Source organism: Xanthomonas sp. NCPPB 1128 (genome assembly GCF_001043115.1).
In the GTDB taxonomy this organism is placed as follows: domain Bacteria; phylum Pseudomonadota; class Gammaproteobacteria; order Xanthomonadales; family Xanthomonadaceae; genus Xanthomonas_A.
Genome location: NZ_LFME01000049.1, coordinates 1 through 26,911 on the forward strand (window position 1 = coordinate 1; position 26,911 = coordinate 26,911).

The following is a 26,911-nucleotide window of genomic DNA, read 5'->3' on the forward strand; positions in this document are numbered from 1 at the left end:
CAGCGGATCGCCGATCTGCTGCCGCTTGGCTTCCCGTTCGTGACCGGCAAACAGGCTGATCATCATGGCCTCCTCGGCGTGTCCTTTAAGCCAATGATGCCAAAGCCGAGGTTTTTAGAGGTGCCCTAAAGCCGATAACTGATCGTAAAGCTCCCGAACACGGGCGTCTGCTGCTGCAGGTCGAACTCGCGGGTGCTCCAGTAGCGGGTCAGGGCGAATTTCCACTTGCCGCGCGCCACTTCCAGGCCGATGCCGGCGTTGCCGACGAAGGGGCGCTTCTTCACGCTGTGGCTGTCGCGGAAGGTGTTGCCGTCCAGGGTGATGTCGCGCAGGACCCAGCGGCCGTCGCTGGTCACGAACAGGTGCGCCGACCAACCGCTGCCGATGCGGCTGGCCGACGGGGCGACGTTCTCGCCGGCAGGGCGCAGCGGCGAACTGCCGAAATCGTCCGGCAACTTCCAGCCCAGGCGCAGTTCCATGCCGGCATTGGCGTGAGTATCCAGCGTGCCCAGCGCGCCGCCCCAGTGGCTGATCGCGTCCCAGCCCCAGCCGTCGCGGCTGCCGTCGCCGGACCAGCGGTGCATGCGTTCGTGCAGCACGCGGAACACCGGTTCGTCGTGCAACTGGTTGTCCCAGCCCTGGAACTTGGCGTCGCCCAGCAGTTCGTGCACCGCATCCTGCACCTGCTTGCCCTGTGCCGAGGGGCCGATCAGGCCCAGGGTCAGCTGCGTGGTGCGCAGGCGGTCGTCGTTGCGCGCGTTGTAGCCGATGTTCATCAGCAACAGGCCGGCGTAGGGACGGTCGTCCTCGATCAGGTCGCGGCGGGTCTTGTCGGTGGGGGTGAAAAGCGCCTGCCCGACCGCGAAGGTCATGTTGCGCTGGGTGAAGTCGCTGTTCGGCTGCAGCCAGGTCAGAGCGTGGTTCACCGCCCACGCCAGCCGCGGCAGGCAGGGATCGTCGGTGTAGTCGCGCAGGTTCGGCGAGACCAGGATCAGGCCGAAGCCGTTGGTATAGCCCTGGTCCTGGCCGGCGCCGCCGAACAGGTCGTTGTCGACGCGGAAATTGACCGTGGGCGGGGTGGCCTCCAGGGTGTCGCGCGGGCATTGTTCGGTGGCGGCTGCCGGCGCGGCGGCAAGGGCGAGCGCGGCGGCAACAGGGAAAAACAGGCGCGATGACGGCATGGAAGGCGTCTCTGGTCGGGAAGGGAAAGAACGGCGATGTGCGCCTGCTGGCAGCCGATGCGGGCGAGCACCCCGGACCATGAACGCAGCCCGTGCGACAAGGATAGGCAAATGCGCTGTAGCGGACAAATTCGTCCGTTTGGGTTTGTCCGTCCCATTTGCCTGCTTGCGCTGTGAAGACGATGTGCGCCGAGCAGGCAAGGCGGCATTGCCAGCGGCAGACGGGCCGCGCCATGCCGGCGCCTGACCCGCCAGCCGGATTCTCGTCCTGCGCGGTTGCGTGGTCCATGGTCGCTGCCTGGCCCACGCGGTCGTGGCCTTGGGTTTGCCCGGCGCCGGCCCGATAATGCGGACATGGACATCACTTCCGACAACCCCGATCACGGTTTCCAGTTCCCCGGCGTGTTCGAACTCAGCGCCATGGGCACCGCCAACACCGGCCTGGAGTCCGAACTGCCGCGCCTGCTCGCCGCCGCCGGCGTGGAGGTGATGGACGAGCGCATCAGCTGGAAGCATTCGTCCAACGGCAAATACGTGTCGGTGCGCATCGCCTTCCGTGCCGCCGACCGCGCTCAATACGACGCCGCGCACCAGGCATTGCGCGAACATCCGGAAGTGAAGTGGACGCTGTAGCCGCGGACGCGCCAGTGGCGCCGTTATTGACGCTGCCGCCGTGTCGGGTCCGCCAGCTCGGCCGCCAGCCCTACGAACCGGTGTGGCGGGCGATGCAGCGCTTCACCGACGCGCGCGACGAGGCCACCCCCGACGAGCTGTGGGTCGTCGAGCACGATCCGGTATTCACCCTCGGCCAGGCCGGCAAACCGGAACACGTGTTGGCGCCCGGCGATATCCCGGTGCTGCAGGTCGATCGTGGCGGCCAGGTCACCTACCACGGCCCTGGCCAGTTGGTGGTGTATCCGCTGCTGGATCTGCGCCGGCTGCACATCGGCGTGCGCGACTACGTGTGCCGGATCGAGCAGGCGATCATCGACACCCTCGACAAATGGAACATCCTCGGCCAGCGCCGCGACGGTGCGCCAGGCGTCTACGTCGGCGGCGCCAAGGTCGCCGCGCTGGGTATCCGTGTGCGCCGCGGCTGCACCTTCCACGGCCTGTCGTTCAACGTGGCGATGGACCTGGAGCCGTTCCACCGGATCAATCCCTGCGGCTACCAGGGCCTGCAGGTGACCGCGGTGCTAGACTTGGGCGGTCCCTCCGGCATGCAGGCGGTCACCCCGGTCCTGCTGGCCCAACTGGCGCGCCAGTTCGGGCTGACCCTGCAGCCGCTCGACGCCTTGCCCGACCTCTCGCTCACGCACGCGGCCTGACCGCCTGCCCGCCGACCACGCCATGACCCAGCCCAGCGCACGCTCCATTCCCTTGCAGGTCCTTTCCGGCGACAGCGCCTCCGCGCCGCTGCAGACCGGCGTCAAGCAGTTGGGGGGCGACAAGATCGCGCGCTCGCCGGTGCAGTTCGCCGATGCGCCGGTGCTGCGCAAACCCTCGTGGATCCGCGTGCGCATTCCCTCCGGCAACGCGGTGCAGACCCTCAAGGCCAAGCTGCGCGAGAACCGCCTGGTCACCGTCTGCGAAGAGGCCAGCTGCCCGAACATCCACGAGTGCTTCGGCCACGGCACCGCCACCTTCATGATCCTCGGCGAGGTCTGCACCCGGCGCTGCTCGTTCTGCGATGTCGCCCACGGCCGGCCCAAGCCGCCGGACGCCGGCGAGCCGGCCAGCCTGGCGCAGACCGTCGCCGACATGGGCCTGAAGTACGTGGTGGTGACCAGCGTCGACCGCGGCGACCTGCGCGACGGCGGCGCCCAGCATTTCGCCGACTGTATCGGCGCCATCCGCGTTGCCGCGCCGGCCACCCGCATCGAGATCCTGACCCCGGACTTCCGCGGCAAGGGCCGCATGGACCGCGCGCTGGAGATCCTGGCGACCAATCCGCCGGACGTGTTCAACCACAACATCGAGACCGTGCCGGACCTGTATCCCAACGTGCGTCCCGGCGCCGACTACCAGTGGTCGCTGACCCTGCTGAAGAAGTTCAAGGCGCAGCACCCGGCCATCGCCACCAAGTCCGGCATCATGCTCGGCCTGGGCGAAACCCTGGAACAGGTGCAGGCGACCCTGCGCGACCTGCGCGCGCACGACGTGGACATGGTCACCATCGGCCAGTACCTGCAGCCGACCGCGCACCACCACCCGGTGATGCGCTACTGGACGCCGGACGAATACAAGGCGCTGGAGGAGTACGGCAACGCGCTGGGCTTCAGCCACGTCGCCTCAGGCCCGATGGTGCGTTCGTCCTACCATGCCGATCGCCAGGCCGCTGGCGCCGGCGTCGCCGCCTGAGCCGCATCTGCTCACACCGCGCCTTGCCGCGGCGACGACGCGCGTTCGTCGCCGCAGGACGACCGTCCGCACGGCTCGCATCGGCAGCGTTCACATTTCTGCGCAGGCCGGCCGCTAGTCTGCTTCATGAACAGGTGACACGGCCTGCAACTTGCGTCACTGTCGTGTTGTCTCATGCGATGTGCTGCCCCCCTGACGGCCTGGTGCCGAGAGTCCCCAGATGAAATTCAAAGCTTCCGCCTTCCTGCTGGCGTTTGCGCTGACCGCACCGCTGGCGCTGTTCGCGCGTACCGATGCGCCGGCCCTGCCGGCCGCTGCCACCGCCGACCAGGCCACCACCGCCAAGCTGGTGTACGGCCTGCTCTCCGACAGCCGCTACGCCTATCGGCCGCGCGCCCTCGACGAGGCGACCTCCAAGGAGGTCTTCAAGAAGTATCTGGAGACGCTGGACGGCAGCAAGCAGTTCTTCACCCAGGCCGACATCGACAAGTTCGCCGCCTTCCAGAACAACCTCGGTGCCAACATTTCCTCCGGCCAGCTGGAACCGGCGTTCCAGATCTTCGCCGTGTACCGGCAGCGGGTGGACGAGCGCATCGCCTACGCGCGCAAGCTGCTCAAGCAGGACTTCAGCTTCGACGGCGACGAGAAGTTCGAGTACGACCGCAAGAACGCGCCGTGGGCCAAGGACGACCAGGAACTGGATGCGCTGTGGCGCAAGTCGGTGATGAACGACTGGCTGCGGCTCAAGCTCGCCGGCAAGAAGCCGGAGGACATCCGCAAGACGCTCGATAAGCGCTACGCCAACCTCGACGACTCGGTGAAGGAGCTGAAGAGCGAGGACGTGTTCCAGTTCTTCATGAACGCCTACACGAATACGGTCGACCCGCACACCGACTACTTCACCCCGCGCACCGCCGAGAACTTCAACCAGCAGATGTCGCTGTCGCTGGAAGGCATCGGCGCGCAACTGCAGAAGCAGGACGACCTGGTGGTGATCCGCGAGGTGATCCCGGGCGGCCCGGCCGCGCTGGACGGCACGCTCAAGCCGGGCGACCGCATCGTCGGCGTCGGCCAGGGCAAGAGCGGTCCGGTCGAGGACGTGATCGGCTGGCGCATCGACGACGTGGTCGCCAAGATCCGCGGCGACAAGGACACCCAGGTGCGCCTGGAGTACATCCCGGCCGAAGCCGGCGTGGACGGCAAGCACCGCCAGGTGCTGCTGACCCGGCAGAAGGTGCGCCTGGCCGAACAGGCCGCCAAGGGCGAGACCATCGAGCTGCCGGCGAAGGACGGCGAGCCGGCGCGGCGCATCGGCGTGATCAAGCTGCCGGCGTTCTATCAGGACTTCGAAGGCCGCCGCCGCAACGCCAAGGACTACGCCTCGGCGACCCGCGACGTGGCCAAGCTGCTGGCCGGGTTCAAGACCGACAAGGTCGACGGCGTGGTGCTGGACCTGCGCAACAACGGTGGCGGTTCGCTGGACGAAGCGATCGAGCTGACCGGCCTGTTCATCGAGCAGGGCCCGGTGGTGCAGGTGCGCGAATCCGGCGGCCGCGTCACCGTCAACAGCGACCAGAACCCGGCCGTGGCCTGGGACGGCCCGCTGGCGGTGCTGATCAACCGCGGCTCGGCCTCGGCGTCGGAGATCTTCGCCGGCGCCATCCAGGATTACGGCCGCGGCCTGATCATCGGCGAGACCAGCTTCGGCAAGGGCACGGTGCAGAACATCGTCGACCTGGATCGCTGGCCGGCCAACGAGACCGACCGCTTCGGCCAGGTCAAGCTGACCATCGCCCAGTTCTTCCGCGTCAGCGGCAGCAGCACCCAGCACAAGGGCGTGGTGCCGGACATCGCCTTCCCGGCCAGCGTCGATGCCACCGAGTTCGGCGAGAGCACCTACGACAACGCGCTGCCGTGGAGCCGCATCGCCGCGGTGCCGCACACCCAGTACGGCAATTTCGCGCCGCTGCTGCCCAAGCTGGAGGCGCTGCACACCACGCGCATCGCCAACGACAAGGAATTCCAGTGGTGGGAAGAGGACGTGCGCCAGTTCCGCACCGAGGCGGCGAAGAAGTACGTGGTGCTCAACGAGGCCGAGCGCCGCGCCGAGCGCGAGAAGCAGGACGCGCAGCGCAAGCAGCGCCAGGAGATCCGCAAGCAGCTCGGCCTGCCCCTGGATCCGCTGGCCGACGACAGCAGCGACGACGGCCTGACCGGTAACGAGCGCGACATCGTCAAGGACGCCGCGCGCGAGAAGCTGGTCGACAAGCGCCCGGACCCGCTGCTGCGCGAATCGGCTTCGATCCTGAGCGACGCGGTCAACCTGCTGGAGAAGGACCGTCCGCTGTCGGTGCAGGTACTGCCGCAATCCACCGGCCCGGGGCGCTGGGCTGACTGAGCCTGCGCTCCACCGTCGCGCGAACACGAACGCGCCATCGCCCCGCGATGGCGCGTTTTTCATTGCGGGTTCGGGTTTTGCAGGGCATTCGTGCGCCATCGCCGTGCGCCGGTCGACCGTCCGCCGTGTCGATGCTTGCGGAGGGTTGGGTGGACTGAGGGGCAGGCCTGCAGTTCTGCTGATTGGTGAGAACCGCGGGCGTGGCGTTTGGTCTGCCGCGCGCTTGATGCGTGTCGTCGTAGGAGCGGCTTCAGGACACCTCTAGCAACGCCGCGTTGCCGCAGCTCGGCATGGCGTGTCGTCGCGATTGTAGGAGCGGCTTCAGCCGCGACGGGCATTCCCGGTGACGCCCGTCGCGACCGAAGCCGCTCCCACAAATGGCTGGGGGTGCCCTTCAGCCGCGACCGGGCCTTCCCGGGGATGCCCGGTCGCGGCTGAAGCCGCTCCTGCGGCTGAGCGGTTGTGGCGGGATCACATCTTCAGCCCAGCGCCTGCCACAACTGATGCAGTCCCAGGCCGAGCAGGGTCAGGAAGAACACGCGGCGGAACGCGCTGGCGGAAATACGCTGGCGCAGCCGCGCACCCAGCCACATGCCGAGCGCGGTGGGCAGCAGCGCCAGCAACGAGGGACCCAGCGCCTGCGTCGGGAAGGCGCCGTGCGCGACCAGTGCGACGGCCAGCGCCAGGGTGGCCGCGGCGAAGCAACAGCCCAGCGCGCGCATCAGCGTGTCCCGCGGCAGGTCCAGCGCCACCAGGTAGGGCAGCACCGGCAACACGAACACGCCGGTGGCGCCGGTCAGCAGACCGGTCGCCAGGCCCACCGGCGGCCCTGCCCCGCGCGCCTGCAATGGCGACAGGCGTGCCTGCCACTGGAGCAGGCCGAGCACGGCGTACAGCGCCAGCAACGCGCCCAGGCCGGCGCGCGGCAGCCGCGGGTCGGCGCCAGCGAGGACGCCGGCGCTGAGCCAGGTGCCGGCGACGATGCACGCCAGCAGCGGCCACAGCCGTCGCAGCAACGCGCCAGTGTTCGCTCCCCAGGCCTGCTGCAGGTTGGTCAGCAGCGATGGCAGCGCCAGCAGCGCCGCGGCCTCTGTCGGCGTCAGCCATAGTCCGAGCAGGCCCATCGCCACCGTCGGCAGGCCCATGCCGGCCACGCCCTTGACGCCGCCGGCCAGCAGGAAGACCAGGGCGATCGGCAGCAGGTGCGGTGCGAGGGTGTCCATGACGTCCAGCATCGACGCGCCGCGGCAGCCGGACAATGCGCGAATGCTTCAGGCAGACTTCGGCAACGACGAAGGCGGGAGCGCCGATGCATCTGGATTTCACCGATCTGCGCCTGTTCCTGGCGGTGGCCGAGGCGGGCAGCATCACCGCCGGTGCCGAGCGCGCGGCGCTGTCGCTGGCCGCCGCCAGCGCACGCATCCGCGCGCTGGAGACGCAGCTCGGCGTCGCGTTGTTCGAGCGCGGGCCGCGCGGCGTCGGCCTCACCGCGGCCGGAACCGCGCTGCTGCGGCACGCGCGGCAGTTGCTGCGCCAGGCCGAGGCGATGCGCAGCGAACTGGGCGACTACGCCGGCGGCCACCCGACCAGCGTGCGCCTGCTGGCCAATACCGCGGCGCTGTCGGAATGGTTGCCGGAGCTGCTGGCCGAGTTCCTGGTCGCGCATCCGCGCATCGATCTGGCGCTGCGCGAGCAGGGCAGTGTCGCCGCGGCCGATGCGTTGCGCGAGCAACGCGCCGATCTGGCGGTGATCGCCGACCATGCCGATCTGCAGGGCCTGCAGGCACACCCGTTCCGGCAGGATCGGCTGGTGCTGGTGGCCGCGGCCACGCATCCGCTGGCGCAGGCGCCGCAGCTGCGGTTCGCGCAGGTATGGGAAGCGCAGTTCCTCGGCCTAGCCGAGGACAGCGCCCTGCAGCAACACCTGCGCACGCAGGCGGCGCGCGCAGGCGGGCAGTTGCGCATCCGCGCGCAGGTGCACGGCATCGAACCGCTGTGCCGCATGCTGGCACGCGGTGCCGGCGTGGCGATCCTGCCGCAGGCGGCGCTGGAGCGGGTCAGCGTGCGTGCACAGCTGGTCGCGGTACCGCTGCAGGAGCCGTGGGCGCTGCGCCAGCTGTCGATCGTGTGGCGGCCGACGCCGGCACCATCGTCGCCGGTGCAGCAGGTCCTGGATTGGCTGTGTGCGCACGCTGCGCCAGCGGGCTGAGGGAGCGCATGCCGGCGCGTTGTTGACGCCTCTGACGACGTGCTGGTGCAGCGGTGCAGCTGGGCGTCGCTCACGTGCAGGCGCGACCCTCGTTCCGGGTTCGCGATCAGTTGCGACGGCTGTTCCTTGATCATGCGTCGCGGCTGAAGCCGCTCCTACGACATGCAGCCCACTGTCAGCGCGCCTGCTTCCTGTGGGAGGGACTTCAGTCCCGACTGTCACCGGAGTCGGATGCATTCCGGTGCGAGATTACGACTGAAGAACTGCTCCGATCACGCGCTTGTGCTGTGGTTCGGCCGGAGGTGTCGTTGTCTTGCAGCACTCGACGTGGCCTTGGCCAGCGAGCCAAGCCGCAGCCTTTCTGGTCATGCGCGTCGCGGCTGAAGCCGCTCCTACGACGAGCGGCATTTCGTCAGCGCGCATGCTCCGGTAGAAAGGAGGTCAGAACACATCCAACAGCCTGTCCTGTCAGGCATGACGTTGCCTCGTAGGAGCGGCTTCAGCCGCGACAGGCGTTACCGCCAGTGCTTCGTCACGACTGAGGCCGCTCCTGCACGCGCGCCTGCGGCCCATGCCGCAGGCCTCATCGCCTCACTGTGGCCAGGCGAACGTGGCGATCACCGGGAAGTGGTCCGATGGCCAGTGGCCCTGCGGCCGTGCGTCGAGCGTGGCGTAGTCGGTGGCTTTGAGCCCGCGCGAGAGGATCCAGTCGATGCGCCGGTCCGGGTGGCCGGTGAAATCGTGGAAGGTCGCTTCCGGGCCCTGCGGCTGCGCCACCTGCGTACGTGCGTCGACCAGGCTGGCGGTGAGGGTGCGGTAGGTCGGCGAGTCCGGCACCGTGTTGAAGTCGCCGGTCAGCACCACCGGCACGTCCGCGGGCAATGCCTTCAGGCGCGACACGATCAGCGCCGCGCCCTTGGCGCGCGCCGCTTCGTCCTCGTCGCGATAGGGCAGGTGGGTGTCGAACAGGTAGAAGCGGCGGCCATCGCCGATGCGCTCGAACAGCCCCCAGTTGACCATGCGCGGCAGCGGATGGCCCCAGCTGATGCTGCCCATCACCTCTGGCGTGTCCGACAGCCAGAAGTGGCCCGACTCCATCAGCTTCAGCTTGCGGCTGTCGTAGAACACGCCCATGCGTTCGCCGTCGTCCTTGCCGTCGCGGCTGGGGCCGAACCAGCGGTACTCCGGCAACTGCGCGGCCAGGTAGTCGGCCTGGCGCTCGACCAGTTCCTGGGTGCCGAACACGTCCGGATGCTGCGTGCGGATCAGCGCGGCCATTGCGCTTCGGCGCACGTCCCAGCGCTTGTCGCCGTCGGTGTCGACCGGTACGCGCACGTTGAAGCTCATCACCTTGAGCGGGGCCGGCGCGGCAGGCGACGTCGGCTTGTGTGCCTGCGCTGGCGCCATGCACACGCCCAGCACCAGCAGCAGAGGAAGCGCGAGCTTGCGCGCGGACGACAGCGACAGCGACATGGCAGATCTCGGCAGGAACGGAGCACGCGATGGTGGCACGGCGGTGGTGTCGGTGACCACCGCGTGGCGCGCCTGCCGCGCGCGATCAGTTGAACGCCGACAGCGCCTGGGTGAGTTGCCCGTTGTTGTTCACCGCGCCCATCGTGTAGCCCTGCCAGCCCGGATAGGCGTCGGGTTCCCAATAGAACACGCCCAGGCCGCGGCTGCCGAGCGCACGGGTCTTGCTCAGCAGATCGGACAGCATCGCGCGGGTGGTGGCGGCCTGCTGCCAGTCCATGCCGACCTCGCTGACGATCACGTCCGAGCCGTAGCGCGCCACCATGTCCTGCATGTTGCTGGCGATCTGGGTGTTGGCGCTTTGCCAGGCATTGGTGGACGGGTAGTGCGACATGCCGACCACGTCCCACTTGCCGCCGGCCGACTTGAGGCTGTCGAAGAACCAGCGGAAGGTCGCGTTGTCGTGGCCGTTGGCCAGGTGCACGATCACCTTGGCGTTGGGATAGACCGACTTGCTGGCGTTGTAGCCGCTGTTGATCAGTTGCGCGAGGTTGCCGAAGTTGGGCGTCTTGCCGTCCGGCCACAGCATGCCGCTGTTGATCTCGTTGCCCACCTGCACCCAACTCACGTCGATGCCGTTGGACTTCAGGTAGGACAGGATGCCGCTGGTGTGCGAGTACACGTCCTTCACCAGAGTGGCGAAGTCGTGATTGTTCCAGGCGGCCGGCTTGGTCTGCTTGCCGGGATCGGCCCAGCTGTCGCTGTAGTGGAAGTCGATCATGATGCGCATGCCCTGCGCCTTGGCCCGCTTGGCCATGTTCAACGTGTCGGCGCCGTCGTTCCAGCCGCCCTGCGGATTGACCCACACGCGCAGCCGGACCGCGTTGACTCCGGTGCCCTTGAGCAGCGCGAAGAAATCGGTGGTGGCGCCGGAGGCGTTGCGGAACACCTTGCCGCTGCTTTCCTGCTGGTCGATCCAACTGACATCGGCACCCTTGGCGAAAGTCTGCGCCATGGCCGGCGCACACAGGCAGGCGAGCAACAACACCAGCAGCCAGGCGGACACGCGCTTGCTCGATCGGTTCATGCGATTCTCGCGGTGATGTGGGGGCGGGGAAGGAGGGCGCCGTGCGGGCCTGAGCAGCGGCCGGCAGGACGTGCCGGACCGTCCCCGTGGCCGCGGCGCGCACGAGGCTAGCGCGATCGTCGTGGCGACGCGCGCTGCACTGCAGCGCGGCCGGCGCGGCGTGCGCAAGCACTGTCTGGACGGCCGATGAATCTGCGCGGTGCGTCACTTGACGCGATGCGGCATCGGCGTAGCATTCCGCTCACGCCAAGGGACAGACCCGCGGCGATCCACCCAACCGTGAGGGATGCTCATGGAGTTCGACTATCTCGTGTTCATCGGGCGCTTCGAGCCCTTCCACAACGGCCATGCCGCCGTTGCCCGCCACGCCCTGGCGCGTGGACAGAAACTCATCTTCCTGATCGGCTCGGCCGAGACCCCCCGCACCATCCGCAATCCCTGGACCGTTGCCGAGCGCAGCGTGATGATCCAGGCTGCCCTGGAAGGCGCTGGCGAGCGGCTGATCCTGCGACCGTTGCGCGACCACCTGTACAACGAAAGCCAATGGATCGCGGCGGTGCAGGCGACGGTGGCCGAGGCGGTGCGCAGCGATGGCGGCAGCGCCGAGGCGCGGATCGGCCTGATCGGCATGGACAAGGATGCCAGCAGCTATTACCTGCGCGAGTTCCCGCAGTGGCCGCTGGTCGACGTGCAGCACACCGAGACGCTGTCGGCGACCGAGTTGCGCCGTTACCTGTTCGAGGCCGGCAGCATCGATTTCCACGGTGCGCTGCTGATGCTGCGCGGCAACGTGCCGACGCCGGTGTTCGACATGCTCGAGGCGTTCCGCAAGAACTCGCCGTCGTATGCCGAGCTGCTCGCCGAATATCAGTTCATCGAGCAATACCGTGCTGCCTGGAAGGAGGCGCCGTATCCGCCCACCTTCGTCACCGCCGACGCGGTGGTGGTGCACTCCGGCCATGTGCTGCTGGTGCGCCGCCGCGCGGCGCCGGGCAAGGGCCTGTGGGCGCTGCCGGGCGGCTTCGTCGGCCAGCACGAGAGCATCCTCGACGCCTGCCTGCGCGAACTGCGCGAGGAGACCCGGCTGAAGATTCCGGTGCCGGTGCTCAAGGGCTCGCTGAAGAACCGCCACGTGTTCGACCATCCCGAGCGCAGCCTGCGCGGGCGCACCATCACCCACGCCTTCCACTTCGAGTTCGTGTTCGGCGAACTGCCCGAGGTGCGCGGCGGCGACGACGCCGACAAGGCGCGCTGGGTGCCGGTCAGCGAAGTGCTGGGCATGGGCCCGAAACTGTTCGAAGACCATCTGCACCTGCTCGAATTCTTCCTGGGCCGCGGTTGACGCGGCCTCCCGGCCGGCGGACAGACCGCCGGCTTTCCCAGACGCGAAGGAGCTTCCGTCATGCAATGCCTGAACAACCTGCTGCTCAACACCGATAGCTACAAGGCCAGCCACTGGCTGCAGTACCCGCCCGGCACCGATGCCACGTTCTTCTACGTGGAATCGCGCGGCGGCGTCTACGACCGCACCGTGTTCTTCGGCCTGCAGTCGATCCTCAAGGAGGCGCTGGGCCGCCCGGTCACCCATGCCGACATCGACGAGGCGCGCGACCTGTTCGCCGCGCACGGCGAGCCGTTCAACGAGGCCGGCTGGCGCGACATCGTCGACCGCCTCGGCGGCCAGTTGCCGATCCGCATCCGCGCCGTGCCCGAGGGCAGCGTGGTGCCGACCCACAACGCGCTGATGACCATCGAGTCCACCGACGCGCAGGCCTACTGGGTCCCGTCGTACCTGGAGACGTTGCTGCTGCGCATCTGGTACCCAGTGACCGTGGCCACGGTCAGCTGGCACGCCAAGCAGACCCTGCGCCAGTTCCTGGAGCGCACCAGCGACGATCCGGACGGGCAGTTGCCGTTCAAGCTGCACGACTTCGGCGCGCGCGGCGTCTCCAGCCTGGAATCGGCGGCGATCGGCGGCGCCTCGCATCTGGTCAATTTCCTCGGCACCGATACCGTGTCCGGGCTGTTGCTGGCGCGCGCGCACTATCACGAGCCGATGGCCGGCTATTCGATCCCCGCCGCCGAGCACAGCACCATCACCAGTTGGGGCCGCGAGCGCGAGGTCGATGCGTACCGCAACATGCTCAAGCAGTTCGGCAAGCCGGGCGGCGTGGTCGCGGTGGTGTCGGACAGCTACGACATCTTCCACGCGATCCGCGAGCACTGGGGCACCACGCTGCGCGAGGAGGTGATCGCCTCCGGCGCCACCGTGGTGATCCGCCCGGACTCGGGCGATCCGGTGGCGGTGGTGCACCAGTGCCTGGAACTGCTCGACGAGGCCTTCGGCCACAGCGTCAACGGCAAGGGCTACAAGGTGCTCAACCACGTGCGGGTGATCCAGGGCGACGGGGTCAACCCGACCAGCATCCGCGCGATCCTGGAGCGCATCACCAGTGCCGGCTACGCCACCGACAACCTGGCCTTCGGCATGGGCGGTGCCTTGCTGCAGCGTCTTGATCGCGATACGCAGAAGTTCGCGTTGAAGTGCTCGGCCGCGCGCGTCGACGGCCGCTGGATCGACGTCTACAAGGACCCGGTCACCGACAAGGGCAAGCTCAGCAAGCGCGGGCGCATGCGCCTGCTGCGGCACCGCGAGTACGGCAGCTATCGCACCGAACCGGTGGCGGCCGATGCGGTCTCGGCCGAGGCGGTCGCCGGCCCGGCCGGCTACGACGATGCGATGGTCACCGTGTGGGAGAACGGCCGCTTGCTGCACGACTGGACCTTCGCCGAGGTGCGCGAGCGCGCGAACGCCGCGCGCCTGTAGGAGGCGCCCATGCACGCGTCCTTGCCGAGCGCGCCGCCGCTGAGCGGCGGCTCGCCGCTGTTCGCCGCCCTGCGTACCAGCACCCCGCATCTGGAATGGCGGGTGCCGGCCGCCGCGGATGCATCGCGCTGGCGACAGCAGCGCATCGGCGCGCGCGACTACCGCGTCGCGCAGCCGGTTACCTTCACTCCTTACGCGTCGGTGCGGCCATGTTCGGCGCGCTGCCGCTTCTGCTCGGAAACCTTGCGGCCGCAGGCCGGCGGCACCGCCGCAGCCAGCCTGCGGCCGCCGCCGGACTACTTCGTGCAGCTGCGCCAGGCGTTGGCGCAACTGCGCGGGCTGCCGCTGTCGCATTCGCTCTCGGGGCTGGAGATGACCGACGACGAAGCCTGGTTCGTGGAGCTCCTGCACACGCTGGGCGCGGCCGAGCGCGAGGGCTTGCTGGTCGAACAGCGCGTGCTGTACAGCAACGGCGCCGGTTTCGCCCGCGGCCAAGGCGAGGTGTTGCTGCAGGCATTGCAGCGCTTCGGCCTGTCGTGGATCGAACTGTCGCGCCACCATCCGCAGCAGGCGCACAACGACGCGATCATGCGTTTCCGTCCCGGCGAGGCGATCGCCGATGCGGACGTCTTCGTTGCCACCGCGCAACGCATCGCCGCGGCGCTGCCGCTGCGCCTGGTATGCATCCTGCAGCACGGCGGCATCGCCGATGCCGATGGCGTCGCCGCCTACCTGGACTGGGCGCGCGCCTGCGGGGCGCGCACGGTAATTTTCCGCGAGTTCTCCCGACTCGGCGACGGCTACCGCGACGGCGGCACCGCGCGCTATCTGACCCAGGCGCGGGTCGCGGTGGAGCAGGTGCTCGGCGCGTGCATGGCCGCGCCGTGGTGGCGCGCGCTGCAGCCGCTGCAGATCACCGAGGGCTACTACTTCTGGAACCTGCGCCTGGTTACTGCCGACGGCATGGAGGTGGTGTTCGAGACCTCCGACTACGGGGCGATGCAGGCGCGCCACGACAGCGGCGACATCTACAAGCTGGTGTTCTTTGCCGACGGCCGGCTGTGCGCCGGCTGGCAGCCGGACCGCGATCTGCTGTGGCGGGCGCCGCATGGATAGCCGCAGTTGGTGGACGCCGTCGCCGGATCCGCCGCAGCATCGGCTGCCGGAAGACCTGCGCCAGCGCGATCCGCTGGGCGCGCGCGACTGCGGCTGGGTCGGGCAGATGCGGCCATTCGTGCGCCACTTCAGCGCACCCGGTGCGCGCGTGCTGGATCCGTTCTGCGGCTTCGGCAGCACCTTGCTCGCGGCGGAACTGGAAGGCCGCCACGGCATCGGCCTGGAGATCGACGCGGCGCGCGCGGCGCTGGCACGCGAACGGCTGCAGCGGCTCGGCCTGCATGCCGAGGTGTTGGACGGCGGCTTGCCGCAGTGCGCGCCGGCCGTGCCGGTGGACCTGTGCCTGACCAACGTGCCGTATTTCGGCTGCGACTGGCCGGTCGCGGCGGGGCCCCACCAGCTCTACGCCAGTGCTGACTACGCCACCTACCTGCACGGCCTGCGCGCGGTGTTCCATGGCGTGCGCCGCGTCCTGCGCGAGGACGGCTTATGCATCGCGATGGTGGAGAACGTCCAGCTCGGCGAGACCTCGGTGCCGCAGGCCTGGGATCTGGCGCGGATCCTCGGCAGCCTGTTCGCGCCCTGTCCCGAACGCGTGCTGTGCTACCCGCGCGAGACCGCGCAGCCACTGGCGCCCGGCGACACCCGCAACGATCGCAGCCACGAGTACGCGCTGATCTTCCAGCACCGGCGCCAGCCCATCGACCTGGCGGGCACCGCGCAACTGCTGGCGGCCCTGCGCGCCGACGGTTTCGCCTTCGCGTTGCACGGCAGCTATCCGCGCTGGCTGGCCGATCCGACAGCGGCGCCGCGGCTGCCCGGCGACGTCGACCTGCTGCTGCCGCGCGACCTGCACGGCCTACTGCGGCTGCTCGACTGGCTGCGCGCGCGCGGCTTCCTGCTGAGCCTGTGGGGCGAGCCGCTGGCGGCGCCGCCGACCCTGGAAGTGCTCGACGCCCATCATTACCTGCGCGCCGAACGCCGCGCCCGCGAGGGCGGCCTGCTGCGCGTGGACCTAGCGCTGGAACCCGCCGCCGGCTGACCCGGCGGCGGCCGGGCCGCGCACCTCGCTAACCGCGGGATGAGCGGCCGCGGCGGCGTCAAGGCCGCGCCGACGCGCTTGCGGCTATCCTTTGCCGCGGTTCCCTCTCTCCGGTCAACGGCCTATGTCCGCTCCCTCCAAGGTTCTCGCCATTCCCGCGCTCGCGCTGATCGCGATCGGCCTGAGCGGCTGTTTCGCCCGCAAGCAGGACGGCCTGGTGAAGGAGACCTTCAATTCCGACAACACGTATTCGCGCAACTACCCGGTGCAGCCGGCGCAGGCCTGCGAATCGGCGCGCCGCGCGCTGCTGAGCCAGGGCTACGTGGTCTCCAAGGCCACCGCCGATGCGGTGGAAGGCACCAAGAACTTCCAGCCCAGCGACGAGTTGCACGAGCAGTTGGAACTGCGCGTGTCCTGCGTGGCGCACGGGCAGGACGAATCCTGGGTGTTCGTCAGTGCCTTGCAGGACCGCTATGCGCTGAAAAAGAGCCCGACCTCGGCCAGTGTCGGCGTCGGCGTGCTCGGCTCGGTATCGCTGCCGATCGGCAGCAGCGACGACTCGATGGTGCGGGTCGCCAGCAGCACGGTGCAGGACGGCGACTTCTACAAGCGCTTCTTCCAGCTGATGAGCGAGTACCTGCCCAAGAGCAAGCCAGCGCCGGAGCCGCCTGCGCATCCGCCGGCCCCTGCGGCGATGGCTGCGCCAGCACCGGCACCGGCAGCACCCCCACCGGCCGCGTCGACCGAGCCGTCATCGACGCCCACTGCGATGCCCACGCCGTCGCCGGCACCCGCGGCCGCCACTGTGGCGCAGCCGCCAGTCACGACTGCGCCGCCGAGTGGCGAGCCCGGCGGCGCCGACTGATTCAGGCGCTGCTACGCAAGCTGAATGCGGCCGATTTCGCTTCACGAACCATTCGCGAAATCGGTGAGAAGGTGGCGCCCGTCGAGAGCGCGGTGCTTGTGCATCGGCTCCGCCACCCAGGAGCAATCAGCATGAACACTCTCAAATCCGCCTTGTGTCTTTCCGTGCTTGCCATCGCCACGGCCGCCGCGCCGCTGGCCGAGGCGCAGCGCCACTACGGTCCCGAGGACAATGGCCGCCGCTTCAGCGACGGCACCCGCGTGCACTGCAAGAAGGTCGCGGTGCGCAAGAACAGCACCGACCCCGACCGCATCGGCGGCACCCTGGCGGGTGCGGCGATCGGCGGCCTGCTCGGCAACCAGATCGGCAAGGGCGATGGCCGCAAGCTGGCCACGGTCGGCGGCGCGGTCGCCGGTGGCGCCACCGGCCGCTACATCCAGGGCCAGCGTCAGCAGGCCAATGGCAATCGCGTGGTCGAGACCGTCTGCAAGCGCTATTGAGTCACGGCACCGCATCGTGTCGGTCGGCGCTTGGTGCCGACCTGACGACCTGATGCAGCACGCCCCGGCGGAGGCCTCCGCCGGGGCGTTTTCTTTTGTGCGCTGGTTGCGACGATGTGCGATTCGGCGCCGCGGCGGCTCAATCGGCGAGCAGGTCGCGCAGCGCCGCGTCCAGTTCCGGATAGCGGAAGACATAACCCTCGCGTTGCGCACGTGCCGGTAGCACGCGCTGGCTGCCCAGCAACAGGTCGGCCATCTCGCCGAAGGCCAGGCGCAGCGCAGCGCCGGGCATCGGCAGCAGCGCCGGGCGATGCAAGGTCGCGGCGAGTTGCTGCGCGAACGCGGCATTGGTCACCGGCGCCGGCGCGGTGGCATCGTAGGCGCCGTCGCCGCCTTGCTGCAGCAGCCACAGCAGCAGCCCGACCTGATCGTCGCGATGGATCCAGCTCATCCACTGGCGGCCATCGCCCATGCGCCCGCCCATGCCGAAACGGAACGGCAGCAGCATGCGCGCCAGTGCGCCGCCATCGCGGCCCAGCACCACGCCGGTGCGGACCAGGCTGGTGCGCACGCCGAGTTCCTGCGCGCGCAGCGCCTCGGCTTCCCAGTCGCGGCAGAGCTGGGCGGCAAAGTCGTCGCCGGGCGCGCTGTCTTCGTCCAGGACCTCGTCGCCGCGGTCGCCGTAGTAGCCGATCGCCGAGCCGGAGATCAGGCAGCCCGGACGCTGCGCGGCGTCGAGCTTGCTCATCCAGTCGATCAGAGCGCGGGTGGTGCCGATGCGTGAGGTGCGGAAGCGGCGCTTGCGGGTGGCGCTCCAGCGGCCCTCGGTCAGCGGCTCGCCGGCGAGGTTGATCACCGCGTCGGCCGGTGCGGCGCGGTGCAGGTCGTCCAGCACCTGCACCTTCGGCAACAGGCGCGCCGCGCGTGCGGGGTCGCGGGTGAGCACGCTGACCCGATACCCGGCGGCAAGCAGGGCCGGACACAGTGCGCGGCCGATGAATCCGGTGCCTCCGGTAACGAGGACGTGCATGCAGGGGATCGCTTGCGCCAAGGGAGCCGCAGTGTAGGTGCGCCGGGCATGGCGGAAGAGTGAATGCCGGGGCCGCCGGTGCGGCGGTGTGGTTTCGCGATGCCTGCACGGGCCACACGGCACGCTGCGCGGGCGCCGCCGCCGCGCCGCCAAGGGAAGCTCCTGCTCGCGATGCCCGCTCCATGATCCGATCACCGAGGTTCGCTCGCATGCCGCGTCTGCGCCGGGGCATTGGCCTGCTGTTGGTCACGCTGCTCGTCAGTGCCGCAGCCACGGCCGCGCCGGCCCCGGCCGACCAGGCCAGCGCGGCCTGCCTGGCTGCGCTGCTGGAGCGGCTGGGCTGGCGCATCGGCAGCACCTCCGCGGCGCAGCCGCAGATCGCCGCCGGCGCGCCCTGCGAGCGCGGTTCGCTGGCCGAGGCGCAGGCCCACGGCGATCTGCAGGTGGCGTTGCCCAAGGCCTGGAACGACGCGCAACGGCAACAGGGGCTGCGCGCCTTGCTGGACGCGCCGGCGACGCAGTGCGGCTATTTCCTGCAACTGGGCGCAGCCACCACGCGCGCGGTCACGCGCCTGCAGGACAACCCCGGCTATCGCTTCTCGGCGCTGCAGTTGGGCTGGATCGGCTTCGGCCTGCGCGGCGCGCAGGCGCAGGGTTGGGAACGCTTCCGCAGCTTAGGCCGCGGCTATCGCCCGGCAGGCGGCAATGCGCAGGCGATCGAGGCGTTCTACAGCGGGCACGTGCGCTCGGAGTGCGGCGTCGGTCGGCAGATCGCGCAATTGGCGACACAGCGCGAACTGTATGGCGATGCCGCGTTCGATCATGCGTTCAGTGCCGACGAGCTGTCGATCGGCACCTTCCTGACCCTGCACGACACCGACAGCATCCTGCTCGGCGCGCACGCCGGCGAGTTCTTCGCCGATGGCAAGGCAACCAGGACCGCGCAGCGCGGGCGTGCGGCCTTCCTCGGTGTGCCCGGCTACATCGTGCACGTGTTCGAGCGCCGCTACCTGGACGACATCAACAACCAGGCGGAGAACTTCGTGGTCGCCGCGGTCAGCACCGAGGCCGCGGCGGCGCTGCGCGCACACGGCGGCTTCGCCTACTACGATGGCCAGAACCGGCGCATCTGGGAACTGGCCCAGGCGCTGCGCGGCCCGGGGCGCGAACGCTTCGAGCGGCTGCTGTACGAGCGCGACCCGGTGTTGCGCGCACGCCTGGACCCGGCGCAACAGACGGTGCTCGCGCAACTGGATGCCCTGCTCGACGACCCGTTCTACCGCGGCTTTCAGGTCTACGTGCATCCCAAGGGCGTCAAGCCGATCGGCTACCACGTGGTGCGATTGCTGGATCGCAATCCGCGCACGCCGTTCGCGATCGAGCTGACCCTGCAGAATCTGCACACCACGCTCTATCAGCGCTGGCGCGACCTGCAACTGCGCGCGTGCGCGCAGGCGCCATCGCCGGCACAAGCCGTCGCACCGGCGCCTTAGCTGCGCGTCACGTCGGCGCGACTGCTTCGTGAGACCCTAATCCTCCTTTTTCGAACCGGGAACGACGCATGGAACTGGGACTTGTAGGCTTGGGCCGGATGGGCGCCAACATGGCCGAGCGGCTGGTGCGCGGCGGGCATCGCGTGGTCGGTTTCGACCTGGGCGAGGCCGCACGCAGCTCGGCGCAGCAGCGCGGGGTGGAAGCGGTCGATAGCATGGCCGCGCTGATCGCGGCGCTGCCGGCGCCGCGCGCGGTGTGGCTGATGGTGCCCGCCGGCAAGGTCGTCGACGACACCCTGGCCGACTTGCTGCCGCTGCTGGGCAAGGGCGACGTGGTGATCGACGGCGGCAACTCCTACTACAAGGATTCGATGCGCCGTGCCGGCGAGCTCGCCGCGCATGGCATCGCCTATGTCGATTGCGGCACCAGCGGCGGCGTGTGGGGGTTGCGCGAGGGCTACAGCCTGATGATCGGCGGCGACAGCGCCGCGGTGCAGCGCCTGCACGACGTGTTCGCGACGCTGGCGCCGGCGACTGATGCCGGCTGGGGACACGTCGGCCCCAGCGGCGCCGGCCACTTCACCAAGATGGTCCACAACGGCATCGAGTACGGGATGATGCAGGCCTATGCCGAGGGCTTCGCGCTGATGGGGCGCAAGCAGGAATTCGCGCTGGACCTGCACCAGGTGGCCGAGGTCTGGCGCCAGGGCAGTGTGGTGCGTTCGTGGCTGCTGGACCTGTGCGCGGATGCATTGGGCGACAACCCGACCCTGGCCGGGATCGCGCCGTTCGTCCAGGACTCCGGCGAAGGCCGCTGGACCGTGGCCGAGGCGATCGATCTGGACGTGCCGGCGCCGGTGATCACCCTGTCGCTGCTGGAACGGCTGCGCTCGCGCGACGACGATTCGTTCGCCGACAAGCTGCTGGCGGCCATGCGCAACCAGTTCGGCGGCCATGCGATCAAGCACGAGGGCGGCGACGCGCCCGCGCCGGGCGGTACGCGCCCGGCCTGAGGCCCGGCGCTCAGTCCAGCGTGACGCTGCAGCTGGAGGCGGCGCTGCGCACGCCTGCCTCCAGCAGGCGCATCACCGCCAGCGCCTGCGCCGCATCCACCGGCGCAGGCCCACGCCCGGCCAGCGCCTCGCGAAAGGCCGCGTAGCAGTCGCGGTAATCGCCGCGGTGTGCCGGCAGGGTCTGCACGGCGTGGGTGCCGTCGGCGCCGACCAGGCGCAACTGGCCGGGCAGGGGATCGGCGCCCCAGTCCGGCGCACCCGGCACGACGCCGGCGCGCAACTGCGCTTCCTGCGTATCCAGGCCATGCTTGAGATAGCTGCCGCCGGTGCCGTGGACCGCGAAGCGCAGACCGTTCGCCGCGACCAGTGAACCGGCATGCAGCACCACGCGCAGCCGTGGATAGCGCAGCACCGCATGCACGTAGTCCACCGTTTGCGCACCTGGCCGCTGCAGCGCCAGGTCGGCCTGCAGCGCCTGCGGCGGCCCGAACAGTTGCAGTGCCTGATCGAGCAGATGCGGCCCCAGGTCGAACCACAGCCCCGAGCCGGGCAGCGCGTGCTCGCGCCAGCGGTCGCCCACCTGCGGACGATGACGATCGAAGTGCGAATGGAACTCGGCGATCTCGCCCAGCGTGCCGGCTTCGAGCAAGGCGCGCACGCCGAGGAAGTCGCCGTCCCAGCGACGGTTCTGGAACACGCTGACGATGCGACCGACGCGCTGCGCCTGCGCGAGCACCTGCTCCGCCTCGGCCACGTCCAGGGTGAACGGCTTGTCCACCAGCACGTGCTTGCCCTGCGCCAGGGCGGCCAGCGCCAGCGGCGCGTGGGTCTGGTTGGGCGTGGCGATCACCACCGCATCGATCTGTGGATCGGCGAAGGCCTGCGCCGCATCGGCGACCACGCGTGCCTGTGGCCAGGCCGCGTTCACGGTCTCGGCCTGGCGCGAGACCACGGTATGCAGGCGCAGGCCGGGCGTGTGCGCGATCAGCGGCGCATGGAAGGTACGGCCGACGTAGCCGAAGCCGAGCAGGGCGAGATTGAAGTCGGACATGGACGCAGGCGGGAGCGGTGGGATTCCAGTATCGCCCGGCGCAAGGACGCGGCGGCGTATTCACGCTGCGGCGATTGTTCGGTCACGTCGCCTGTACAACGGCGTGGTGGAGACTGCGCGCACCTTCAGCGGAGGAAGACACGATGAAAACGATCAATGCACGCACCCTGCTTGGCGCCACCCTGGTGGCCGGTTTCGCGTTCGGCCCGGGCCAGGCGTTCGCAGCTGGCCAGGCCACCGGTGCCAAGGACCACGGCACCATGGGCCAGCAGGACACCATGCAGCACGACACCACCGCCCATGACGCCAGCCGCCACGATTCCAACGAGCCGGTCACCGACACCTGGATCACCACCAAGGTGAAGGCCGATCTGCTAGCCACCAAGAACGTGTCGGGCACCGAAATCAAGGTCGATACCGTCAACGGCACGGTCAAGCTGTCGGGCGCGGTCGCGACCAAGGCGGAGAAGGACAAGGCCGTGGCGGTTGCCAAGAAGATCAAGGGAGTCAAGAAGGTGGATGCGGCCGACCTGACGGTCAGCGCTGCCGCCAAGAAGTAAGTGCTGCGCGGCCGCGGGTGGGGGATGCGACGAGGCGCCCCCTCCCGCGACAGCCGGTCTGCGACACGCACCCTGCGGGGTGCGTTTTTTTTGCGGTCCAGGAAAATCGCGACGCCCATCGCATTTCGCGTCGTTTTGACACCCGCTCAGACATCATCCAGTCATGTTCGTCAACGGATCACGCGCGATGTTGGACACCCAACCCCACCCGGCCGCGGGGCATGCGGCTGCAGCTGCCGAAGCGCTGGGCGCCGCGCTGTCCGGCCGTGATACCCAGCCGTCGCCGCTGCTGCCCGCGGTACGCCGGCTCGAAGCGCAGTTGAGCATGCTGTTGACCACCTTCCACGACGATGCCGGTTTCTGGCCCGCGTTCGCCGCGCTGATCCAGGAACTGGACCAGGGCTTGAGCCAGTCCGAGCGCCGGCGCCTGCGCAGTCATGCCGATTTCCTGCTGGTCCGTGCTGGCATGCCGGCATCTGCCCTGATCGGCAGCCAAGGTTCCGTCCCCACACCGGTGCGCCAGCCCTGAGCGGCGCTTGCGGGCTGCGATGCGGCGGCGACCTGCCGCCGGTTCCGTCGTGCGTGCGGGCTGGGATAGTGTCCACACCGCTGGCGCGATCGGGGTATCGCGCTCTCGCTGAACAATTTATCTGCTGCCGGGGAAGATGGGCGACAATGCGCGCCCGCGATGGCCGCAGCCGATCCTCCTTCTGACGCACCCGCTATGCAGACCATCGCCAAACACGATGCTTGGGACCGCTGGCGCCTGCCGCTGCTGGCCCTGGCTGTCGTCCTGATCGTCATCCTGCCGTCGCTGCTGCTGCGGCAGATGAATGCAGGGACGCTGCGTGCTGCCGACTGGGTCGGCCACAGCCAGGAGGTGACCGCCACCCTGAACGGGATGGAGGCGGACATGCGCGACATGGAGTCGGCGGCGATGGCGATGTCGCACGGCGTGCAGTCGCCGATCCTGACCGCGCGCTTCAAGGAGGCGCGTGCGTCCTTGCAGCCGACCATCGCCCACCTGGCCGACCTGACCCGCGACAACGCCGACCAGCAGATCCGTATCGGCCGCCTGCAGAGCACGCTGGAACGGCGCGCGCTGCTGGCCGAACGCATCGCCCAGGCGCGCGATCCGGAGCGGATCCGCGCGCTGATCCAGGACATGACCGCCGACAATCCGGTGCGCGGCCTGATCGCCGAGCTGCAGCGGCGCGAGGACGAACTGCTGAGCGAGCGTACCGCCGACGCCGAGCAGCGGCGTACCCTGGCTTCGGTGGCGAGCTGGACCACCCTGGGCGTGCAGTTGCTGTTGCTGGGCCTGGTGATCTGGCTGCTGCAACGGCAGATCGGCCGGCGCCTGGATGCGGAGCGGGACACCCTGCGCGCGAACGGCCGCGCCGCGGCGGTGCTGCAGACCGTACGCGAACCGATCGTGCTGCTCGACAATGGGCAGCGGATGATGATGCACAACACCGCCTTCGCCGAACTGTACGGGATGGACTTGGCGGATCCGCCGAAGATGCTCGGCGATGTCGGCGATGGCGTCTGGCAGGACCCGATCATCGTCCAGCGGCTGGCCGACGTGCTGCTGCGTGGACGCGAATTGTGGGATTTCGAACACGAACAACTCGGCGCGGACGGGGTACCAAGGACCATGCTGCTGAATGCGCGGCGCATGCCGCTGCCGGACAGCGAGGACGAAGTGGTCTTGATGACGGTCAGCGACATCACCCTGCAGAAGACCGCGCAGCAGCGCATCCAGGAGTTGAACCGGCAGTTGGAGGGCAAGGTCGAGCAGGTGTCGGAGGTCAATCGCGAACTGGAGGCATTCAGTTACTCGGTCTCGCACGACCTGCGCGCGCCGTTGCGCCACGTCGCCGGCTTCGCCGACAAGCTGGCCCGGCACCTGGGCGACGGCGCCGACGAGAAGAGCCGGCATTATCTGGAGGTGATCGGCACCTCGGCGCGGCGTATGGCCTCGCTGATCGACGATCTGCTGGTGTACTCGCGGCTGGGGCGCAGCGCGCTGCGACTGCAGGCGGTGGACATGCAGTCGCTGGTGGCGGAGACGCGCTCGGTGCTCGACGCCAATTACCAGTCCGACCACGGCGGCAGCGGCCATCGCATCGAGTGGAGCATCGCGCCGCTGCCGATCCTGGTCGCCGACGAGAACATGATGCGGCAGCTGTGGCTGAACCTGCTTGGCAACGCGGTCAAGTACAGCGCCAAGCGCGAGGTCGCGCAGATCGAGATCGGCTACCAGGTGCAGCCGGACGGCAGCCATCACTTCAGCGTGCGCGATAATGGCGCAGGCTTCGACATGACCTACGCGGCCAAGCTGTTCGGCGTGTTCCAGCGCCTGCACAAGGCCAGCGAGTACTCCGGCACCGGCATCGGCCTGGCCAGCGTGCGCCGCGTGCTGGCCCGCCATGGCGGCCACATCTGGGCCGAGTCCGCCCCCGACCAGGGCGCCACCTTCCATTTCGTCTTGCCCCCGGCGCCCGAAACGCCCTCTATCGAGTTCATCGCATGACCGCCATCCGCACCATCCTGCTTGCCGAAGACAGTCCCGCCGATGCCGAAATGGCGGTGGATGCGTTGCGCGACGCGCGTCTGGCCAATCCCATCGTGCACGTCGAGGACGGTGTCGAGGCGATGGACTATCTGCTGCGCCGCGGCGCCTACGCCAACCGCGAGGAAGGCCTGCCGGCGGTGTTGCTGCTGGACATCAAGATGCCGCGCCTGGACGGCCTGGAAGTGCTGAAGCTGGTGCGCAGCGAGGAGTCGCTCAAGCGCCTGCCGGTGGTGATCCTGTCGTCCTCGCGCGAGGAGAGCGACCTGGCCCGCAGCTGGGACCTGGGCGTGAACGCGTATGTGGTCAAGCCGGTGGACGTGGACCAGTTCTTCACCGCGGTGAAGACCCTGGGTACCTTCTGGGCGCTGATCAACCAGGCGCCGGACAAAGAGTAAGCGCGTATGCCCACCACCGGCCCCAGGCTTGGCCCGATCCGGATCCTCATGGTCGAGGATTCGCCGGAGGATGCCGAGCTGCTGTCCGACCAGTTGCTGGACGCCGGCCTGGAAGCGGCGTTCCGCCGCGTGGAAAGCGAGCCTGGGCTGCGCGAGGCGCTCGGCGAGTTCGCCCCGGACATCGTGCTGTCGGACCTGAGCATGCCCGGTTTCTCCGGGCACGAGGCGCTGCGGGTGGTGCGCGAGGACGGCAACGCGGTGCCCTTCATCTTCGTCTCCGGCACCATCGGCGAGGAGACCGCGGTCGAGGCGCTGCGCGACGGCGCCAACGACTACATCATCAAGCACAACCCGACGCGCCTGCCGTCGGCGGTGGCGCGCGCGATCCGCGAGGCCCGCACCGAGCGTGAACGGCAGCGGGTGGAGCGCGAATTGATGCGTGCGCAGCGGCTGGAGAGCCTTGCCCTGCTCGCCGCCGGCCTCAGCCACGACCTGCGCAACATCCTGCAGCCGCTGCTGATCGTGCCGGAACTGATCGTCGGCCGCAGCGAGGATCCGCAACTGCGGCATCTGGCCGACGTCATCGCCGAGTGCGGCCGGCGCGGCCACGAGATGGCCGAGTCGATGCTGTCGTTCGTGCGCGGCTCGCGCACGCCCAGCGAGCGGGTGCGCCTGGCCGAGCTGTTCCAGGCCGTGCAGATGCTGCTCAAGAGCAGCCTGCCGGAGCGGGTGTCGCTGAAGGTGGAGGTGGCCGATCCGGCGCTGTCGATCGAGGCCAACTACACCGAGCTGCAGCAGTGCCTGCTCAACCTCGGCCTCAACGCCATCCAGGCGATGCCCGATGGCGGCCAGCTGAGCTTCTCGGCGACGCCGGCGATCGGCGCCGACGGAAGCGAGCAGGTGCGCATCCTGGTCCGCGACAGCGGCATCGGCATGGACGCGGCGACCCAGGCGCGGCTGTTCAGCCCGTTCTTCACCACCAAGCACGACGGCACCGGCCTGGGCCTGATCTCGTGCAAGCGCATCGTCGAGAGCTACGGTGGTCACATCGGCGTGGACAGCACGCCGGGCGAGGGCACCTGTTTCGAGCTGCTGATGCCGCTGCGCGCGCCGGCGCCATCGGCCGAGCCGGAGCTGTCGTTGCCGATGGGCAAGGGCCAGCGCGTGTTGCTGGTCGACGGCGAGGCCACGCGGCTGTCGCTGCTCAGCAACGCGCTGTCCAGCCAGGGCTACCTGCCGCAGCTGGCATCCGACGGCGCCGCCGCGCTGCGCGACGTCGAGGAGCACGGCCTGCCGGATCTGGTGATCGTGGACAGCGACATCATCCTGCTGTCGGCGGTGCGCCTGTTGCTTGCCCTGCAGGACCTGGGCTACCAGGGCCCGGCGATCGTGCTCGAGGACACCGGCACCACCCTGGAACGCGACCACTTCCCGGCCGACGTCGCCGTGCACGTCTTGCGCAAGCCGCTGGAGATGCAGCGGGTGTTCCGGGCTGTGGCGCATGCGTTGGAGAGTGGTTGAGGAGCCGGGACCGCTGAGGAGCCGGGACCGGGGACCCGGGACCCGGAACAGCAACGGCGGCAGCGAATCCTGGTCCTGGCTTGAGCGAGGCGTTCTGCTGGTTCTATCGGAGGTCTCGACCCGCTTTTCCGGGTCCCGTGTCCCCGGTCCCGTGTCCCGGCTCTTTCACTGCTGCGCCGACTGGTCTTCCGGGTCGCGGCGGGCCGGGGCGCGG

Annotated in this window: 24 protein-coding genes; 18 read left to right on the top strand and 6 right to left on the bottom strand. The window is 69.3% G+C overall.

Translation table 11 applies throughout. The features are described from left to right. Positions 1–125 precede the first annotated feature (125 nt). Positions 126–1,181, bottom strand: coding sequence for a lipid A deacylase LpxR family protein (locus ACP93_RS19800; protein ID WP_048492378.1), 1,056 nt, complete (start codon positions 1,179–1,181; stop codon positions 126–128). Positions 1,182–1,535: 354 nt separating this feature from the next. Here ACP93_RS19800 and ACP93_RS19805 point away from each other — a divergent pair, with 354 nt between their 5' ends. The 4 genes from ACP93_RS19805 (at position 1,536) to ACP93_RS19820 (ending at position 5,940) form a co-directional block, all read left to right on the top strand. Continuing rightward, entirely contained in the window at positions 1,536–1,814 is a 279-nt protein-coding gene (locus ACP93_RS19805) for a YbeD family protein (protein WP_048492379.1), read from the top strand. After that, on the top strand, positions 1,802–2,509 hold the full coding sequence (lipB, locus tag ACP93_RS19810) for a lipoyl(octanoyl) transferase LipB (protein ID WP_048492380.1): 708 nt from the start codon (positions 1,802–1,804) through the stop codon (positions 2,507–2,509). Before ACP93_RS19805 ends, lipB begins: the two co-directional genes overlap by 13 nt. A 22-nt stretch (positions 2,510–2,531) precedes the next feature. Continuing rightward, entirely contained in the window at positions 2,532–3,542 is a 1,011-nt protein-coding gene (gene lipA / locus ACP93_RS19815; RefSeq protein ID WP_048492381.1) for a lipoyl synthase, read from the top strand. A 220-nt stretch (positions 3,543–3,762) separates the two neighbouring features. Then, positions 3,763–5,940 carry a carboxy terminal-processing peptidase gene (locus ACP93_RS19820; protein ID WP_048492382.1) on the top strand — a complete coding sequence of 726 codons (2,178 nt, stop codon included), beginning with the start codon at positions 3,763–3,765 and terminating at the stop codon, positions 5,938–5,940. Between the two features lie 479 nt (positions 5,941–6,419). Here ACP93_RS19820 and ACP93_RS19825 read toward each other — a convergent pair whose 3' ends face one another. Then, the gene (locus ACP93_RS19825; RefSeq protein WP_048492401.1) at positions 6,420–7,163 is read right to left on the bottom strand and encodes a sulfite exporter TauE/SafE family protein; all 744 of its coding nucleotides are present in this window, start codon (positions 7,161–7,163) and stop codon (positions 6,420–6,422) included. Between the two features lie 86 nt (positions 7,164–7,249). Here ACP93_RS19825 and ACP93_RS19830 point away from each other — a divergent pair, with 86 nt between their 5' ends. Further along, complete coding sequence (locus tag ACP93_RS19830) at positions 7,250–8,149, top strand: LysR family transcriptional regulator (RefSeq protein ID WP_048492383.1); 900 nt, start codon at positions 7,250–7,252, stop codon at positions 8,147–8,149. Positions 8,150–8,740: 591 nt separating this feature from the next. Here ACP93_RS19830 and ACP93_RS19835 read toward each other — a convergent pair. Both ACP93_RS19835 and ACP93_RS19840 read right to left on the bottom strand, forming a co-directional pair. Further along, entirely contained in the window at positions 8,741–9,556 is an 816-nt protein-coding gene (locus ACP93_RS19835; RefSeq protein ID WP_228136100.1) for an endonuclease/exonuclease/phosphatase family protein, read from the bottom strand. 151 nt (positions 9,557–9,707) lie between these two features. Next, the gene (locus ACP93_RS19840) at positions 9,708–10,706 is read right to left on the bottom strand and encodes a glycosyl hydrolase 53 family protein (protein ID WP_048492385.1); all 999 of its coding nucleotides are present in this window, start codon (positions 10,704–10,706) and stop codon (positions 9,708–9,710) included. A gap of 286 nt (positions 10,707–10,992) precedes the next feature. Here ACP93_RS19840 and ACP93_RS19845 point away from each other — a divergent pair, with 286 nt between their 5' ends. From ACP93_RS19845 to ACP93_RS19870, 6 genes are all read left to right on the top strand, one after another. Beyond that, on the top strand, positions 10,993–12,048 hold the full coding sequence (locus ACP93_RS19845; protein WP_048492386.1) for a bifunctional nicotinamide-nucleotide adenylyltransferase/Nudix hydroxylase: 1,056 nt from the start codon (positions 10,993–10,995) through the stop codon (positions 12,046–12,048). A gap of 60 nt (positions 12,049–12,108) precedes the next feature. Further along, entirely contained in the window at positions 12,109–13,533 is a 1,425-nt protein-coding gene (locus ACP93_RS19850) for a nicotinate phosphoribosyltransferase (protein ID WP_048492387.1), read from the top strand. 9 nt (positions 13,534–13,542) lie between these two features. Then, positions 13,543–14,649, top strand: a complete 1,107-nt coding sequence (locus ACP93_RS19855) for a hypothetical protein (protein WP_048492388.1) — start codon at positions 13,543–13,545, stop codon at positions 14,647–14,649. Next, positions 14,642–15,691, top strand: coding sequence for a DNA methyltransferase (locus tag ACP93_RS19860; RefSeq protein ID WP_048492389.1), 1,050 nt, complete (start codon positions 14,642–14,644; stop codon positions 15,689–15,691). The genes ACP93_RS19855 and ACP93_RS19860 overlap by 8 nt, the downstream gene beginning before the upstream one ends. Before the next feature lie 124 nt (positions 15,692–15,815). Continuing rightward, on the top strand, positions 15,816–16,556 hold the full coding sequence (locus tag ACP93_RS19865) for a DUF2242 domain-containing protein (RefSeq protein WP_048492390.1): 741 nt from the start codon (positions 15,816–15,818) through the stop codon (positions 16,554–16,556). Between the two features lie 131 nt (positions 16,557–16,687). Then, on the top strand, positions 16,688–17,056 hold the full coding sequence (locus tag ACP93_RS19870) for a glycine zipper 2TM domain-containing protein (protein WP_048492391.1): 369 nt from the start codon (positions 16,688–16,690) through the stop codon (positions 17,054–17,056). Positions 17,057–17,195: 139 nt separating this feature from the next. Here ACP93_RS19870 and ACP93_RS19875 read toward each other — a convergent pair whose 3' ends face one another. Further along, on the bottom strand, positions 17,196–18,086 hold the full coding sequence (locus ACP93_RS19875) for a TIGR01777 family oxidoreductase (protein WP_048492392.1): 891 nt from the start codon (positions 18,084–18,086) through the stop codon (positions 17,196–17,198). Between the two features lie 209 nt (positions 18,087–18,295). Between ACP93_RS19875 and ACP93_RS19880 the strand changes: the two genes are divergently transcribed. Together ACP93_RS19880 and gnd are read left to right on the top strand one after the other, a co-directional pair. Further along, positions 18,296–19,579 carry a hypothetical protein gene (locus tag ACP93_RS19880; RefSeq protein WP_082143555.1) on the top strand — a complete coding sequence of 428 codons (1,284 nt, stop codon included), beginning with the start codon at positions 18,296–18,298 and terminating at the stop codon, positions 19,577–19,579. 68 nt (positions 19,580–19,647) lie between these two features. Then, the gene (gnd, locus tag ACP93_RS19885; protein ID WP_048492394.1) at positions 19,648–20,592 is read left to right on the top strand and encodes a phosphogluconate dehydrogenase (NAD(+)-dependent, decarboxylating); all 945 of its coding nucleotides are present in this window, start codon (positions 19,648–19,650) and stop codon (positions 20,590–20,592) included. A gap of 10 nt (positions 20,593–20,602) precedes the next feature. Here the strand turns inward: gnd and ACP93_RS19890 are convergent, their stop codons facing one another. Beyond that, positions 20,603–21,643, bottom strand: a complete 1,041-nt coding sequence (locus ACP93_RS19890; RefSeq protein WP_048492395.1) for an oxidoreductase — start codon at positions 21,641–21,643, stop codon at positions 20,603–20,605. Positions 21,644–21,786: 143 nt separating this feature from the next. Between ACP93_RS19890 and ACP93_RS19895 the strand changes: the two genes are divergently transcribed. The 5 genes from ACP93_RS19895 (at position 21,787) to ACP93_RS19915 (ending at position 26,697) form a co-directional block, all read left to right on the top strand. Continuing rightward, on the top strand, positions 21,787–22,203 hold the full coding sequence (locus ACP93_RS19895; RefSeq protein WP_048492396.1) for a BON domain-containing protein: 417 nt from the start codon (positions 21,787–21,789) through the stop codon (positions 22,201–22,203). 187 nt (positions 22,204–22,390) lie between these two features. Then, complete coding sequence (locus ACP93_RS19900) at positions 22,391–22,732, top strand: hypothetical protein (protein WP_228136099.1); 342 nt, start codon at positions 22,391–22,393, stop codon at positions 22,730–22,732. A gap of 195 nt (positions 22,733–22,927) precedes the next feature. After that, entirely contained in the window at positions 22,928–24,739 is a 1,812-nt protein-coding gene (locus ACP93_RS19905; RefSeq protein WP_048492398.1) for a sensor histidine kinase, read from the top strand. Then, positions 24,736–25,176 (top strand): response regulator, encoded by a 441-nt coding sequence (locus ACP93_RS19910; RefSeq protein ID WP_048492399.1) that lies wholly within the window; start codon positions 24,736–24,738, stop codon positions 25,174–25,176. Before ACP93_RS19905 ends, ACP93_RS19910 begins: the two co-directional genes overlap by 4 nt. Positions 25,177–25,182: 6 nt before the next feature. Then, positions 25,183–26,697 (top strand): ATP-binding response regulator, encoded by a 1,515-nt coding sequence (locus ACP93_RS19915; RefSeq protein WP_048492400.1) that lies wholly within the window; start codon positions 25,183–25,185, stop codon positions 26,695–26,697. Positions 26,698–26,911: the final 214 nt, after the last annotated feature.

Bases quoted from the DNA above. Each gene is read 5' to 3' on its own strand.
- ACP93_RS19800 (WP_048492378.1), bottom strand. From the start codon at position 1,181: ATGCCGTCATCGCGCCTGTTTTTCCCTGTTGCCGCCGCGCTCGCCCTT.
- ACP93_RS19805 (WP_048492379.1), top strand. From the start codon at position 1,536: ATGGACATCACTTCCGACAACCCCGATCACGGTTTCCAGTTCCCCGGC.
- lipA (WP_048492381.1), top strand. From the start codon at position 2,532: ATGACCCAGCCCAGCGCACGCTCCATTCCCTTGCAGGTCCTTTCCGGC.
- ACP93_RS19820 (WP_048492382.1), top strand. From the start codon at position 3,763: ATGAAATTCAAAGCTTCCGCCTTCCTGCTGGCGTTTGCGCTGACCGCA.
- ACP93_RS19825 (WP_048492401.1), bottom strand. From the start codon at position 7,163: ATGGACACCCTCGCACCGCACCTGCTGCCGATCGCCCTGGTCTTCCTG.
- ACP93_RS19830 (WP_048492383.1), top strand. From the start codon at position 7,250: ATGCATCTGGATTTCACCGATCTGCGCCTGTTCCTGGCGGTGGCCGAG.
- ACP93_RS19835 (WP_228136100.1), bottom strand. From the start codon at position 9,556: ATGGCGCCAGCGCAGGCACACAAGCCGACGTCGCCTGCCGCGCCGGCC.
- ACP93_RS19840 (WP_048492385.1), bottom strand. From the start codon at position 10,706: ATGAACCGATCGAGCAAGCGCGTGTCCGCCTGGCTGCTGGTGTTGTTG.
- ACP93_RS19845 (WP_048492386.1), top strand. From the start codon at position 10,993: ATGCTCATGGAGTTCGACTATCTCGTGTTCATCGGGCGCTTCGAGCCC.
- ACP93_RS19850 (WP_048492387.1), top strand. From the start codon at position 12,109: ATGCAATGCCTGAACAACCTGCTGCTCAACACCGATAGCTACAAGGCC.
- ACP93_RS19855 (WP_048492388.1), top strand. From the start codon at position 13,543: ATGCACGCGTCCTTGCCGAGCGCGCCGCCGCTGAGCGGCGGCTCGCCG.
- ACP93_RS19860 (WP_048492389.1), top strand. From the start codon at position 14,642: ATGGATAGCCGCAGTTGGTGGACGCCGTCGCCGGATCCGCCGCAGCAT.
- ACP93_RS19865 (WP_048492390.1), top strand. From the start codon at position 15,816: ATGTCCGCTCCCTCCAAGGTTCTCGCCATTCCCGCGCTCGCGCTGATC.
- ACP93_RS19870 (WP_048492391.1), top strand. From the start codon at position 16,688: ATGAACACTCTCAAATCCGCCTTGTGTCTTTCCGTGCTTGCCATCGCC.
- ACP93_RS19875 (WP_048492392.1), bottom strand. From the start codon at position 18,086: ATGCACGTCCTCGTTACCGGAGGCACCGGATTCATCGGCCGCGCACTG.
- ACP93_RS19880 (WP_082143555.1), top strand. From the start codon at position 18,296: ATGCCGCGTCTGCGCCGGGGCATTGGCCTGCTGTTGGTCACGCTGCTC.
- gnd (WP_048492394.1), top strand. From the start codon at position 19,648: ATGGAACTGGGACTTGTAGGCTTGGGCCGGATGGGCGCCAACATGGCC.
- ACP93_RS19890 (WP_048492395.1), bottom strand. From the start codon at position 21,643: ATGTCCGACTTCAATCTCGCCCTGCTCGGCTTCGGCTACGTCGGCCGT.
- ACP93_RS19895 (WP_048492396.1), top strand. From the start codon at position 21,787: ATGAAAACGATCAATGCACGCACCCTGCTTGGCGCCACCCTGGTGGCC.
- ACP93_RS19900 (WP_228136099.1), top strand. From the start codon at position 22,391: ATGTTGGACACCCAACCCCACCCGGCCGCGGGGCATGCGGCTGCAGCT.
- ACP93_RS19905 (WP_048492398.1), top strand. From the start codon at position 22,928: ATGCAGACCATCGCCAAACACGATGCTTGGGACCGCTGGCGCCTGCCG.
- ACP93_RS19910 (WP_048492399.1), top strand. From the start codon at position 24,736: ATGACCGCCATCCGCACCATCCTGCTTGCCGAAGACAGTCCCGCCGAT.
- ACP93_RS19915 (WP_048492400.1), top strand. From the start codon at position 25,183: ATGCCCACCACCGGCCCCAGGCTTGGCCCGATCCGGATCCTCATGGTC.